Here is a 13,987-nt window from a genome sequence, read left to right as displayed (position 1 = left end):
ATTTAGGAGTGAAAACAATGGGAAGAAGAAATGCTAGAGAAGCTACAATGAAATTGTTATATCAACTAGAATTGAATAAAACATTTGATGAAGAAATAGTAAAGATATTTTTTGAAAATAATAATTTCACAGAAGATGAAAAAGTATATATTGAAAGCACTATAGACAATATACAAGATAATTTAAAATTAATCGATGAAAAAATAGAAAAATATATTAAAGGTTGGAAAAAGGAAAGATTATCAAAAGTTGATTTGTCTATACTTAGGATATCAATTTATGAAATAATGTTTAGGGAAGATATACCTACACAAGTTTCCATAAATGAATCTATAGAAATAAGTAAAAAATATAGTTCGGAGGAATCGAGTAAATTTATAAATGGAGTTCTTGGAAGTTTTGTGAGAAAAGAAAATGAATAAATATTATCTTGGAATTGATACAAGTGCATATACTACTTCTATAGGAGTAGTAGATAGAGATTTTAATATTATTTTGAATTTAAAAAAAATATTAAAAGTAAAAAAAGATACTAGAGGGTTAAGACAGCAAGAAGCTGTATTTCAACATATTAATAATATTCCCATGTTAATGGATATTGTTAAAGATAAAATAAATATAAAAGATATTATATCAGTAGGATATACTGATAAGCCTAGAAATGTAGAAGGGTCTTATATGCCAGTATTTAATGTTTCTAAGAGTTACGGTAGTTTTCTTTCAAGTGTTTTAGGTTTAAAATCATTTTGTTTTAGTCATCAAGAAGGTCATATAGAGGCAGGGTTATATAATAAATATATTGAAGAGAAAAAAATTATTGTAGTGCATATTTCAGGTGGAACTACTGAAATATTATTGACTGAAAGGAATAGAGAAAGATATATTACCAGTATAATTGGAGGGACTAAAGATATAAGTGCTGGAAAATTAATTGATAGAGTAGGTGTAGCTATGGGATTAGAGTTCCCTAGTGGAGAAACATTAGATTTAATTTCAGCAAAAGGAAATTTAATTTCTCAAATTCCTATTAGTTTTTCAAACAATTGGATAAACTTTTCTGGCCCAGAGACTTTCTTTTTGAGAGCTATATCAGAAAAAAGATATAAAGATGGAGATATTGCAAAGTCTGTATTAAAATGTATTGAAAAATCCTTAGAAGGGGTATTAATTAATATATTAAAACAGCATAAAGATATAAATAAAATAATTATTGTAGGAGGAGTAGCATCAAATAATTATTTAAGAGAGAACTTAAAACTCAAAAACAATTCTAATACAAATATTTATTTTTCAAATCTAAATTTATCAACTGATAATGGAGTTGGTATAGCACTGCTCACTAAAAAAGCTATGGAGGTGAACGAATGGAATTAAAACCATTAAAAGTTTCAGAACTTACTTCTTATATAAAACAAATAATATCTAGTGATCCTATATTAAATAAGATAAAGATTGAAGGGGAAGTTTCAAACTTCAAACATCATTATAGTGGGCATATGTATTTTACGTTAAAAGATAATAGAAGTAGGCTTAAATGCATAATGTTTAATGGAGACAATAAATCACTTCCCTTTGAATTGGAAGATGGTATGAAAGTAATAGCTGAAGGATATATTTCTATATATGAGAGAGATGGTTGTTATCAATTATATGTAAAAGAAATGAAGCGTGATGGAATAGGAGACTTGTATATAAAATATGAAAAATTAAAGAAGACGTTAGAATATGAAAGATTATTTGAGGCTATTTATAAAAAAGAAATAAATACTATGCCTAAAAATATAGGGGTTATAACTTCTTCTACTGGTGCAGCAGTAAAGGATATAATAACTGTTATTAAAAGGAGAAATCCTAATATAAATATTTTAATATATTCTGTCCATGTTCAAGGTATATATTCTAAAGATGAAATATGTAGAGGTATAAAATATTTTAATTCTAGAAACGATATAGATACTATAATAATAGGTAGAGGTGGAGGATCTATAGAAGAATTATGGTCATTTAATGAAGAAGATGTTGCAAGGGCTATATATAATTCTAAAATTCCAATTATATCAGCAGTAGGTCATGAAACAGATTTTACTATTTCTGATTTTGTTTCAGACTTAAGAGCACCTACTCCTTCTTCTGCAGGTGAATTAGCGGTGGAAGATATAAATTTTATAGAACAAAGACTTGAGAATTTAAATAAAAATTTAAATAGTTCTATAAATAGATTTATAGAAAGTAAAAAAAGTGAATTAAATTATTATAAAAAAACTAGAATTTTCACTGAACCAATTTATTATATTGATCAATATAAGCAAACGTTAGACTTTGAACTAAGGAAATTATTAGTTGCTAAAGATAACATTTTGAAGGATAAAAAGGTAAAATTAGATAATATGAGACAAAAGTTAAACTCACTTAATCCATTAAATGTATTAGATAGAGGTTTTTCTTATGTTGAAGATAATCAAAATAATGTATTGAAATCTGTTAAAAATATGAATGTTGGAGATATAATAAAAATCAACTTTAAAGATGGTCAAATAAAAGCTAAAGTAATAAAATCTCTATTAAAGGAGGAATTTTAAGTGATTAATTATAATGAATTAAAATTTGAAGAAGCTATAGATGAATTGGATAATATAATTGAAAGGTTAGAAAAAGGAGATATAACAATTGATAGTGCTTTAGATGAATTTAAAAAAGGTATTGATTTATATAAACATTGTTATAAAAAAATTGAAGAAACAGAAGGGAAAATAAAACTAATATTAGAAGACAGCGATAAAAACATAAAAGAAACTGACTTTGAAAACATAGAATAGGTGGGAGAAATTTGGATTTTTATAATGAGTTAGAAAAATATAAAAACATTGTTGAAAATGAATTGAAAAAAGTATTAAATGACTTAGATTTACCTCAACAAAAAATTGTTGAGTCAATGAGATATAGTTTATTATCAGGTGGAAAAAGGTTGAGACCGATACTTTTAATTAAGAGTTGTGAGTTATTTGGTGGAAATATAAAATCAGCAATAAAATTTTCAATTGCTATGGAGATGATACATACCTATTCATTGATACATGATGATTTACCAGCTATGGATGATGATGATTATCGACGAGGACAACTTACTAATCATAAAGTATATGATGAATCAATTGCTATATTAGCAGGAGATGCTCTTCTAAATCATGCTTATGAAGTAATGATAGATGAAGTAATAGCAAATGACTATTCAAAAGAATATATTAATGCAATGAATGTAATTTCTAAAGCATCTGGATATAAAGGTATGATAGGCGGACAAGTAGTTGATATAATATCAGAAAAAAAACAAATTGATTATAAAACATTGAATTTTATTCATAAATATAAAACTTCAAAATTAATAGAAGCTTCTATAATTGCAGGTGCTACTATAGGTGGTGCAAATACAGAACAAATAAATATTTTGAAAAAATATAGTGAATATATTGGAATATCATTTCAAATAAAAGATGATATATTAGATATAGTAGGAGATAAGAATATTTTAGGAAAAGATATTGGAAGTGATATAGAGAAGAAAAAAAGCACTTATGTCTCTATTTATGGAATGGAAAAATCTAAATCTGATTTAAATATGTATAAAGAAAAAGCTATTGAAATTATGAAAAAAATAGAATCAGATGAATCTATTTTTTTCATGGACTTAGCAGAATACCTAACTAAAAGAGTAAATTAAACATGAGTTTTTAATATTTGTATATTAAAAACTCATGTGATATAATAAATTTGCTATGAATGGTGCAGTATTCTAGTCAGAGCAGCCAATTTTGAAGGCGGGGCTAAAAATCCGTCAAAGGGCATATCGATGAAGTTCCTGGTTATGGCTTGTGACGCCCAGTCAGGGGTCATTTCTGGGAGTTAAGGAGGATGGGGCGATCCACAATGGCATGTGGGCGTTGACCCTGCCTCCGTGGAGACCTAATATTAGGATAACCTGCAATGTGGTGAAAGCTATGTGCAGTGTAGCCTGCCTTGAGTGAAATAGGGAGATAATAGTTGTAGTTATGAATTTGAGGGGCCCTAAAAAGGAGTAGCATTGCTATTGAAACCTATTTTGCAAAAGAGGCTAGGGATTGGCATGACTGTTGAGGAAAACTCCTAGACTGTTCTTTGTAAGTATGTTGAGGATTGCAGTGCGGACTAAATGGCAATCTGGCTCTATCGAATAAGATAGGATGAGATTAAAGGGAAACCTCTGTTATGGCGACATGCAGCTCTCAATCGGGAAATCCTGCCAGACCTCAAGCCGCAAAATTTACTCAAAATACTACCATTCTAAAGCTGATAGCTTTTGTGCTGTCAGCTTTATTTAAATATATATTTAAATAAAGCTGACAGTATAAAGATTATGGAGGTATATTTTGTCGAAATCAAAAAAATTGAAAGCTAAAACAAATTATAAATGGATTATAATTATCACTATATGGACATTTTTTCTTGCCATAGCAGTAAGTTTATTAGCAGAAAACGTAATGAGAAACTTTAATATATTATTTGCTTTTATAACATTGATATTTATTATTTTATTAGGTGTTTTCTTTGATACTATTGGAATAGCTGTTGCTGCTGCTAGAGAAAAGCCATTTCATTCTATGGCTGCTCAAAACAATAAAGCTGCAAGATATTCTATAAAATTAATTAAGAATGCAGGGGTGGTTTCTAACTTTTGTAATGATGTAATTGGAGATATATGTGGGATAATAAGTGGTGCTGCAGGAGCTATAATAGTATTTAAGATAACTAATTTTTATGATATAAAAGAATTAACAACATTAAGTGTTGTAATGAGTGGATTTATTGCTTCTTTAACTGTAGGCGGTAAAGCTATTGGTAAAGAAATAGCTATAAATTATTCTAAAAATATAATGTATTATACTGGAAAAGTTGTAATGTTTTTTGATAATAAATTAAACTTAAAAATCCTAGACAAATAAAAGAGAAGGTGAGTGACCTTTATATGAATGTTTTAGAAAAGGTAGATTGTATATCAGATTTAAAAAAACTAAATAATTCTGAATTAAATATATTAAGTAGTGAAATTAGAAAGTATTTACTAGATAATATTTCAAAAACCGGTGGGCATGTAGCTTCTAATTTAGGAGTTGTTGAGCTTACTATTGCAATTCATAAAGTATTCAATAGTCCTAAAGATAAGATTATTTGGGATGTAGGACATCAATCTTATATACATAAGATTTTGACTGGAAGAAAAAAGCAATTATCAAGCATAAGGCAACTTGATGGATTAAGTGGTTTTCCAAAAAGATGTGAGTCTTCTCATGATACTTTTGAAACTGGACATAGTTCTACTTCAATATCTGCAGGTCTTGGTATGGCAATAGCAAGAGATATAAAAGGAGAAAAACATGATATTGTTTCAATTATAGGTGATGGCTCTATGACAGCTGGGATGGCATTTGAAGCTTTAAATCATGCTGGTGATATTAAAAGTAAAATGATAGTAATATTAAATGACAATGAAATGTCCATATCTGAAAACGTTGGAGGCTTATCTAAATATCTTGATAGAATTAGAACAGCACCAACTTATGGAAGGATGAAAGATGATTTTGAGAATATATTGAATAGTATCCCTGCTATAGGTAAAACTATGGTAAGAACAGCAGAAAAAGCTAAGGATAGTTTTAAATATTTTGTTGTCCCAGGAGTACTTTTTGAAGAATTAGGCTTCACTTATCTTGGTCCTATTGATGGTCATAACATACAATCTCTTATTAAAACTTTGAATAGAGCGAAGAGAGTAAATGGGCCAGTTATTGTTCATGTACGTACAAAGAAGGGAAAAGGATATAAATATGCTGAACAAAACCCTGATAAATTTCATGGAACTTCAGCATTTAATTTAGATACGGGTAAAGCTTTGAAAAAAACTAAAGGAATTAAGTATTCTCAAGTATTTGGAGATAAATTATATGAGATTGCTCTAAAAAATAAGAATGTTGTTGCTATAACTGCAGCTATGCCTTCAGGAACTGGATTAGATAAATTTAAAGAGAAGCTACCTCAAAAGTTTATTGATGTAGGTATAGCAGAACAGCATGCTGTAACACTTGCTGCAGGACTTGCATCTCAAGGATTGAAACCTTTTTTTGCTGTATATTCTACATTTTTACAAAGAGGTTATGATCAAATAGTACATGATGTAGCTTTACAAAACTTACCTGTGGTATTTGCTATTGATAGAGGTGGACTTGTTGGAAATGATGGTGAGACACATCATGGTGTTTTTGATTTTTCTTATTTAAGTCATATACCTAATCTTATAATAATGGCTCCAAAGGACAAACTTGAACTAGAAAAAATGATAGAATTTAGTAGCGAATATGAGGAAGGTCCTATTGCTTTAAGATATCCTAGGGGAATAAGCGTAGTAAAAAATGAATTAACTACAAATAATGAATTAATTTTAGGTAAAGGTGAGACGATTATAGAAGGGAAAGATATTGCAATTATATCAATTGGAAAAATGGTAGAGATAAGTTATGAAGCATGTATTAAATTAAATAACAAAAATATTAACCCTACACTTATAAATATAAGATTTTTGAAACCAATTGATGAAAACTTAATTCGAAAACTTTCTAACAAATATAAATTAATTATAACTGTAGAAGATAATGTTATAAATGGTGGTCTTGGAACAACTGTAAATCGAACTTTAATTAAAAGTAATTATAGAGGTAAAGTATTAAACATTGGTTTACCTGACAAATTTATTGAACACGGTGATACAGATAAACTGTTTGAAAAATACAAACTAGATTCTAATAGTATATTTGAAACTATTTTAAACTATATTAAATAATAGGTGTTAATAATGGAACTTAAACGTATAGATATTTTGTTAAAAGAGAAAGGGTTAGTTAAAAGCAGAGAATTAGCTCAGAAAGCCATATCAAAAAACATTGTTAAATATAATGGAACTTTTATAAAAAAAGCATCAATGAAAGTTCCTATGAATGCTAATTTAGAACTAACAGATGAACCACTAAAATATGTTAGTCGAGCAGGTTATAAACTGGAAAAGGCAATAAGCGCTTTTAATATTGATTTAAAGAATAAAATTGCAATAGATATGGGGGCATCTACAGGCGGTTTTACTGATTGTATGCTTCAAAATGGAATAAAAAAGGTATATTCTATAGATGTAGGACATTCTCAACTTGATGAAAAATTAATTAATAATTCTAAAGTAATTAATATGGAGAATATAAATATAAGGTACTTAGATTTAAATAAGATACAGGATGACATTGATTTTATCTCTATTGATGTATCATTTATTTCAATAACTAAGATTTTAAATGTAGCTGAAAAATTATTAAAGAATGATGGAAAGATAGTTGCCTTAATTAAACCTCAATTTGAAATTGGAAGGGAGTTTTTAGGTAAGAAAGCTATTGTCAAAGATAAAAAATATCATTTAAAAGCAGTAAATACTATAAAAGACTTTTTAAAAACTACGAAACTTAACTTAGTAGATATTGATTATTCTCCAATAAAAGGATCAAGAGGTAATATAGAATTTTTAGCATTAATTAGTACTTCTAATCCTACATTTGATATAGATAAAAAAATAAAAGAGATCATAAATAATTCTCATAGTAGTAATGATTGAGGGGGCAACACATGAAAAAATATGTTAGACAAAGTAAAATAATTGATTTAATAAATCATAATGAAATAGAAACACAAGAAGAATTAGCTAAATTTTTAAGAGAATCTGGTATTGAAGTGACACAAGCAACAGTATCAAGAGATATAAAAGAATTAAGACTTGTAAAAGTTATGTCTAAAACTGGTAAATATAAATATGCTGCTATTGGACAAAATCAGGATGGAATAACAGAAAGATTAGTTAATATTTTTAAAAATTCTATAGTTTCAATAAAAGTAGCAGGTCATATATTAGTATTAAAAACAATACCTGGAGCAGCACAAATATCAGCTTCTGCTATTGATAATTTAAATGTCAAGGAAATAATAGGGACAATTGCTGGTGATGACACTTTATTTGTTGCTATTACAGATGTAGATAAAATTGATGATATATTAGATATATTCTATAAAATGTTGGAATAGCGGAGGAATAATTATGATTTTAGAGCTAAATATTAAGAATTTTGCTATAATTAATGATTTAAAGATTTCCTTTACAAAAGGGTTCAATGTTTTAACTGGTGAAACAGGAGCAGGTAAATCAATAATAATTGATGCAGTAGGACTTATTTTAGGTGATAGATCAAATAAGGACTTTATAAAAGTTGGACAAGATAAATCTATAATTGAAGCATTATTTTACTTAGAAAATCCAAGTCATGTAAAAAAATTACTAGGCAGTTATGGTATACAATATGAATTAGATGATACTCTTTTAATAACAAGAGAAATTCATAAAAATGGTAGAAGCTTTTCTAGAGTTAATGGACATACTATAACTTTAAATATGTTAAGAAAGATAACAAGCTCTTTAGTTGATATTTATGGACAACATGAACATCAATCACTTTTAAATTCAGAAAATCATATTGAACTTATTGATTTATTAGGAGATAAGGATTTAATTTTGCATAAAAAAGAAATTCGTAGAGAGTATATACAATTAAACGAATTAAAAAACAAACTATCAAAAATTGTTACTGATGAAAAGGAAAGAGAAAGAAAAATTGATTTATTGAAATTTCAGTTAGATGAAATAAATTCTGGAAGTTTAAAATTAGATGAGGAAAATGAACTTATAAATAAATATACAAAATTATCTAACTTAGAAGAAATAGCAAAAAAGTTAAATTCTGTCCATACAATTTTAGATTCTGATGATTATAATAATTCATCAGTTATTGATGAATTAAATAAAGTTTCAAACATGTTAAATAATATTTCTAAATTTGATAATAATATTAAAGAATATGAAAAAAATATAAATGAAATAATATATCAAATTCAAGATTTAACAAGAGATATAAGAAATTATTATGAAAATATAGATTATGATGTTGAAAAACTATCTATTTTAGAAGAAAGAATGGAATTAATAAATAAATTAAAAAGAAAATATGGAAATACCATAGATGAAATTTTAGAGTATAGAGATAATATAGAAGAAGAACTTAATATAATTATTAACAATGAAAAACAAATAAATATATTGAAATCAGATATTGAACAATTAAATATAAAAATTTTAAATGAATCAAAAATTTTATCAAAAAAAAGAATTAAAGTTATAAAAACTTTTGAGAAGAAAATGATAGATGAATTATATAATCTTAATATGAAAAATATAAAATTTAAAGTTAATCATGAAATATTAAATACTCCAAATATAAATGGGATTGATAAAGTTGAATTTTTAATAGCTACAAATTTAGGAGAGCCTCTTAGAAAATTATCAAAAATAGTTTCCGGAGGAGAAATGTCAAGAATAATGTTAGCTTTTAAATCAATAATTGTAGGAGTTGACAATATTTCAACTATGATTTTTGATGAAATTGATACTGGTATTAGTGGAAGAACTGCACAAATAGTTGGAGAAAAAATAGTAAATATATCTAGAAATCATCAAGTTCTTTGTATAACTCATTTACCTCAAATAGCAGCTATGTCAGATTCACATTATTTAATAAATAAAATAGAAGACAATGGGAATGTTAGAACTGTAGTTAATAGATTAGATTATAAATCTAAAATAGAAGAACTTTCTAGATTACTTGGAGGCGTAAATCTTACAGATACAACACGACTTCATGCTGAAGAAATGATTAAAATGTCAAAAAAATACAAGTAAAAGAAGTATTTTAAATACTTCTTTTTTTTATAAAAACAAATCATATCTTAACATTTAAATAAATTATTATATAGAATATTTATAGTGTAATAAGCTCAAATTAATATAGAAGATGAAAAATAAATTATAGAAGAAAATTTGAAATGTGGAATTTGGAGAGTGGTATCTTTGGATTCTAACAAATTAAACAAAAGAAAATTATTATTCTATATAATCTTATTAACTTGTAGTATATATTTATTACAAATAGTGAATTTATATAAAATTCCATCAGAAGTAAATATTTTTGAAGGTGGCAAAAAAGATATTAATTTATTGTTGCCATTTACTATTAATAATAAATTAAATTCTAAAAATAATATATTAAGAATAGAAAACAATAAAAATAATTCAAAATTCAACACTAGTAATAGATATAGTTTAAAAAGCAAAAAAATTGGAAGTACAAATCTTAATATTGAATTATTAGGTTTATTTCCTGTAAAAACAGTACAAGTAAATATTATGGATAGAATTAAACTGCAACCGGGTGGTCAATCTATAGGAGTAAAGTTAAAGACAGAAGGTGTATTAATTGTAGCATTATCAGATATTAAAGGAAAAGATGGAGAAAATCACACTCCAGGTATAGAATCAGGTTTAAAAATAGGAGATTCAATATTGGAAATAAACGATATTAAAGTTAAAGATTCTTATCATGTAATAGATTTATTAAATGATATTCAAGATAGTAAAATTAAATTAAAAATTAAAAGAAATGAAGAAGAACTAATTAAACATATAGTCCCTATAAAAAGTAAAGAAGACGGAATATACAGAATCGGTCTTTGGGTAAGAGATAAAACAGCAGGAATAGGAACTTTAACTTTTTATGATAAAAAAACTAAAAAATTTGCAGCATTAGGTCATGGAATTTCTGATATTGATACTGGTAAATTAATGAATATAAGTGGAGGAGAGATACTTGAAGCAAGCATTTCTTCAATTGAGCAGGGGACTAAAGGTCATCCTGGTGAATTAAAGGGTATGTTTTTTGAATCTCAAAATTTATTAGGTAATATAGAAAAAAATACATCTTTAGGTATATACGGTACTATAAATAAAGAAATGAATAATTCATATTACAAAGATTCAATACCGATAGCATTACAACATGAAGTGAAAAAAGGAAAAGCATATATATTAAGTACTATTGGAAATAAAGATGTTAATAAATATGAAGTAGAAATAGTAAAAAAAGAAACACAAGCTAATATTGCACCAAAAAGTATGACAATAAAAATAACAGATAAAAAACTTTTGTCAAAAACTGGTGGAATTGTTCAGGGAATGAGTGGAAGTCCTATAATACAAGATGGTAAAATAATTGGTGCTATAACCCATGTGTTTGTAAATGATCCAACTAAAGGTTATGGATTATATATTGAATGGATGTTAGAAGAATCAGGAATATTAAAAAACGACATAGGAATGCAAAAAATAAGGGATTTCCCTTATTTTTTTTGTTGAAAAATGTAAGAAAAAAATAAGATAAAAATATTAAAAATAAAAAGGAATTATCATAGTTTTGTCGAAATAATATACAAGGATTAAATTAGAAAATAATGGGGGGAATTTAAATGAACAATTCTAAGATCGATATATTGATTGCAGATGATAATAAAGATTTTTGTAATATACTGAATGAATATTTATCTACACAAGATGATGTAAATGTTAGTGGAATAGCAAATGATGGATTAGAAGCATTAGACTTAATCTCAAATAAGATTCCAGATGTATTAGTACTAGATATTATAATGCCACATTTAGATGGGTTAGGAGTTTTGGAAAAACTAAACTCTATTAATCTAGATAAGTATCCTAAAATTATAGTATTATCTGCAGTAGGTGAAGATAAAATAACTCAAAGAGCAATAAGTTTAGGTGCAGATTATTATGTTGTAAAGCCTTTTGATTTTGAAGTTTTTATGAAAAGGATTAGACAATTAAATGGTGGTATGGGAGAAACAAATAAAAGGAATATAAATAGTAATAAAGCAAATGGAATAATAAATAGAACTACCTATAATAAAACTAAAACCTTAGAAGCTAATATCACTAATATAATACACGAAATTGGGGTTCCTGCTCATATAAAAGGATATTTATATTTGAGGGAAGCTATAGGCATGGTAGTAGAAAGAATAGATTTATTAAGTGCTGTAACAAAAGAATTATATCCTGAAATAGCAAAAAAATTTAATACAACTCCAAGTAGAGTTGAAAGAGCAATAAGACATGCAATTGAAGTAGCATGGAGCAGAGGAAAAATAGATACTATAAACAATTTATTTGGATATACTGTTCAAAATAATAAAGGAAAACCTACTAATAGTGAATTTATAGCAATGGTGGCAGATAAATTAAGATTAGAAAGGACCAACTAACTAAAAAGAACAAGTGTTCTTTTTAGTTAGTTGTATCATAATAAATTTTATCATAAGTGATATTAAGGTTTATTTAAATAAGACATTAATTCACCTAAAGTTTGAAATTTAAAAGAATAATATTTAAGTTTTTTGCTTATTTCATCAATATTACCAATTAATAATAAATGTTTATCAGTAAATGTTTTATACATGTTAACATCCTCCAAGCTTTACAAATTCGAAAAAAAATATATAATATAGTTAAGTATATGTAAGTACCTATAAAATATTCTTATTATTTTAGGAGGTTTTTGATGAGTTATATTGAGAGAACTATGAAATCTGAAAAAGTATATGAAGGGAAAGTATTAAATTTAAGAATAGATACTGTTGAATTACCAGATAAAAAATACTCAAAAAGAGAAATTGTAGAACATCCTGGTGCCGTATGTATTGTTCCTATAACTTCAGATAATAAAATATATTTGGTTAATCAATATAGAAAATCTATTGACAAAGAAATTCTTGAATTACCTGCAGGTAAAATAGAGATTGGAGAAGAGCCTAAAGAATGTGCTATTAGAGAATTAAAAGAAGAAACTGGTCTGACAGCTAATAAATATGAATATATGACTGAGTTTTATACTTCACCAGGATTTTGTAATGAGAAAATTCATTTATTTTTTGCTAGAGAGTTAGAACAAGGGATTGCTACTCCAGATATTGATGAATATATTGATGTAAAGACATATTCATTGGATGAATTACTCCATATGGTTCAAATTGGAGAAATAAGTGATGCTAAAACAATTATTGGTATTCAAATGATTAACGCTACATTTGCTAGTAAAAATGAATAAGTAATAAAATCCTCCTTAAAAGCATAATATTTTGTATAGCTTGTATAAAGGAGGATTTTTAATTGTCTAATTTTAAAAATGAATTCATAAAACACTTTAAGAAAAATATTTTTGTTTATTTATCAATTATAATTACAATAATGATAGGAATATCTGCTGGTGTTATTACTATAAAAATAATGTCTGAATCACAAACAAGTAATTTATATAGTTTTTTAAATAATTTTTTTGATATTATTGAAAATGAAGAAGTACAAAATACTATATTACTTAAAGATTCGATTATGAATAATATTAAGACTACCATCATTATTTGGCTAATGGGTATAGTTGTAATAGGAATCCCTATTACTTTTACAATTATTTTATTAAGAGGATTTACAATTGGATTCACAATTGGGTTTATGATTGATAATTTTGGATTTAAAGGTTTTTTATTATCTTTTTTAACTTTAATTCCTCCTAATATATTTATAATACCCGGGCTTATTATAGTATCTTCTTTATCAACAATTTATAGCATTAATTTCATAAAAAACAGAAAAAAATCACAAAGAGAAAATATGTTAAAAGAAGCTTTTAGATTTTCGTTCTTTGTTTTTTTGTCATTAATTGCTTTTTTGTTTTCTGGATTAATAGAAGCTTATATTACTCCTTATCTTATTAAGATAATCTTATAATCTTTTTAAAAAGGAGTAGATAATTTATGAAATATAATTTTTCAAAAAAAATAAAAATAGTACTAATAATATTAATATTATTAGTTATTATTAAAATATTTATAGAAGAATATAGATATATCAACAGTATAAATGAGCCGCCTCCATCTAACTCTATATTAGTTTTTTCATATAGGTATATAAAGA

15 protein-coding genes are annotated in these 13,987 nt (G+C 26.1%); 14 read left to right on the top strand and 1 reads right to left on the bottom strand.

Going from position 1 to position 13,987, the window contains the following annotated elements; all coding sequences use genetic code 11:
- The first annotated feature begins 17 nt into the window (after positions 1 to 17).
- The 12 genes from nusB (at position 18) to spo0A (ending at position 12,279) form a co-directional block, all read left to right on the top strand.
- Entirely contained in the window at positions 18 to 422 is a 405-nt protein-coding gene (nusB, locus tag E0D94_RS09015; RefSeq protein WP_130807138.1) for a transcription antitermination factor NusB, read from the top strand.
- Entirely contained in the window at positions 415 to 1,374 is a 960-nt protein-coding gene (locus tag E0D94_RS09010) for an O-sialoglycoprotein endopeptidase (protein ID WP_130807137.1), read from the top strand. Before nusB ends, E0D94_RS09010 begins: the two co-directional genes overlap by 8 nt.
- Positions 1,365 to 2,579 carry an exodeoxyribonuclease VII large subunit gene (xseA, locus tag E0D94_RS09005; RefSeq protein ID WP_130807136.1) on the top strand — a complete coding sequence of 405 codons (1,215 nt, stop codon included), beginning with the start codon at positions 1,365 to 1,367 and terminating at the stop codon, positions 2,577 to 2,579. Before E0D94_RS09010 ends, xseA begins: the two co-directional genes overlap by 10 nt.
- Entirely contained in the window at positions 2,580 to 2,816 is a 237-nt protein-coding gene (gene xseB / locus E0D94_RS09000; RefSeq protein ID WP_130807135.1) for an exodeoxyribonuclease VII small subunit, read from the top strand.
- 11 nt (positions 2,817 to 2,827) lie between these two features.
- On the top strand, positions 2,828 to 3,718 hold the full coding sequence (locus E0D94_RS08995; protein WP_130807134.1) for a polyprenyl synthetase family protein: 891 nt from the start codon (positions 2,828 to 2,830) through the stop codon (positions 3,716 to 3,718).
- A gap of 685 nt (positions 3,719 to 4,403) precedes the next feature.
- A complete protein-coding gene (locus tag E0D94_RS08990) occupies positions 4,404 to 4,976 on the top strand; it encodes a hypothetical protein (RefSeq protein ID WP_242620502.1) in 573 nt (190 codons plus the stop codon).
- Between the two features lie 23 nt (positions 4,977 to 4,999).
- The gene (gene dxs / locus E0D94_RS08985) at positions 5,000 to 6,868 is read left to right on the top strand and encodes a 1-deoxy-D-xylulose-5-phosphate synthase (protein WP_130807133.1); all 1,869 of its coding nucleotides are present in this window, start codon (positions 5,000 to 5,002) and stop codon (positions 6,866 to 6,868) included.
- Positions 6,869 to 6,880: 12 nt separating this feature from the next.
- Positions 6,881 to 7,681 (top strand): TlyA family RNA methyltransferase, encoded by an 801-nt coding sequence (locus E0D94_RS08980; RefSeq protein ID WP_130807132.1) that lies wholly within the window; start codon positions 6,881 to 6,883, stop codon positions 7,679 to 7,681.
- Positions 7,682 to 7,692: 11 nt separating this feature from the next.
- Positions 7,693 to 8,145, top strand: a complete 453-nt coding sequence (locus E0D94_RS08975) for an arginine repressor (RefSeq protein WP_130807131.1) — start codon at positions 7,693 to 7,695, stop codon at positions 8,143 to 8,145.
- A 13-nt stretch (positions 8,146 to 8,158) separates the two neighbouring features.
- Positions 8,159 to 9,850 carry a DNA repair protein RecN gene (gene recN / locus E0D94_RS08970; protein WP_130807130.1) on the top strand — a complete coding sequence of 564 codons (1,692 nt, stop codon included), beginning with the start codon at positions 8,159 to 8,161 and terminating at the stop codon, positions 9,848 to 9,850.
- A 168-nt stretch (positions 9,851 to 10,018) separates the two neighbouring features.
- Complete coding sequence (gene spoIVB, locus E0D94_RS08965) at positions 10,019 to 11,359, top strand: SpoIVB peptidase (RefSeq protein ID WP_130807129.1); 1,341 nt, start codon at positions 10,019 to 10,021, stop codon at positions 11,357 to 11,359.
- A gap of 110 nt (positions 11,360 to 11,469) precedes the next feature.
- A complete protein-coding gene (gene spo0A, locus E0D94_RS08960) occupies positions 11,470 to 12,279 on the top strand; it encodes a sporulation transcription factor Spo0A (protein ID WP_130807128.1) in 810 nt (269 codons plus the stop codon).
- Between the two features lie 62 nt (positions 12,280 to 12,341).
- On the opposite strand, the gene E0D94_RS15110 is transcribed toward spo0A, so the two are convergent.
- Positions 12,342 to 12,473, bottom strand: coding sequence for a hypothetical protein (locus E0D94_RS15110; protein WP_278044688.1), 132 nt, complete (start codon positions 12,471 to 12,473; stop codon positions 12,342 to 12,344).
- A gap of 102 nt (positions 12,474 to 12,575) precedes the next feature.
- Here E0D94_RS15110 and E0D94_RS08955 point away from each other — a divergent pair, with 102 nt between their 5' ends.
- Positions 12,576 to 13,121 (top strand): NUDIX hydrolase, encoded by a 546-nt coding sequence (locus E0D94_RS08955; RefSeq protein WP_130807127.1) that lies wholly within the window; start codon positions 12,576 to 12,578, stop codon positions 13,119 to 13,121.
- A 62-nt stretch (positions 13,122 to 13,183) separates the two neighbouring features.
- Positions 13,184 to 13,801 (top strand): stage II sporulation protein M, encoded by a 618-nt coding sequence (spoIIM, locus tag E0D94_RS08950; protein ID WP_130807126.1) that lies wholly within the window; start codon positions 13,184 to 13,186, stop codon positions 13,799 to 13,801.
- The last annotated feature ends 186 nt before the right edge of the window (positions 13,802 to 13,987 follow it).

Source organism: Senegalia massiliensis, from assembly GCF_900626135.1.
Classification (GTDB): Bacteria; Bacillota; Clostridia; order Tissierellales; family SIT17; genus Anaeromonas; species Anaeromonas massiliensis.
Note: the sequence above shows the minus strand (reverse complement) of the source record. Positions and strands in the feature narration are given on the sequence as shown.

Coding starts and splice junctions, on each gene's coding strand:
- E0D94_RS08980 (WP_130807132.1), top strand. CDS start 6,881: ATGGAACTTAAACGTATAGATATTTTGTTAAAAGAGAAAGGGTTAGTT.
- E0D94_RS08955 (WP_130807127.1), top strand. CDS start 12,576: ATGAGTTATATTGAGAGAACTATGAAATCTGAAAAAGTATATGAAGGG.
- xseA (WP_130807136.1), top strand. CDS start 1,365: ATGGAATTAAAACCATTAAAAGTTTCAGAACTTACTTCTTATATAAAA.
- nusB (WP_130807138.1), top strand. CDS start 18: ATGGGAAGAAGAAATGCTAGAGAAGCTACAATGAAATTGTTATATCAA.
- E0D94_RS09010 (WP_130807137.1), top strand. CDS start 415: ATGAATAAATATTATCTTGGAATTGATACAAGTGCATATACTACTTCT.
- dxs (WP_130807133.1), top strand. CDS start 5,000: ATGAATGTTTTAGAAAAGGTAGATTGTATATCAGATTTAAAAAAACTA.
- E0D94_RS15110 (WP_278044688.1), bottom strand. CDS start 12,473: ATGTATAAAACATTTACTGATAAACATTTATTATTAATTGGTAATATT.
- spo0A (WP_130807128.1), top strand. CDS start 11,470: ATGAACAATTCTAAGATCGATATATTGATTGCAGATGATAATAAAGAT.
- E0D94_RS08975 (WP_130807131.1), top strand. CDS start 7,693: ATGAAAAAATATGTTAGACAAAGTAAAATAATTGATTTAATAAATCAT.
- recN (WP_130807130.1), top strand. CDS start 8,159: ATGATTTTAGAGCTAAATATTAAGAATTTTGCTATAATTAATGATTTA.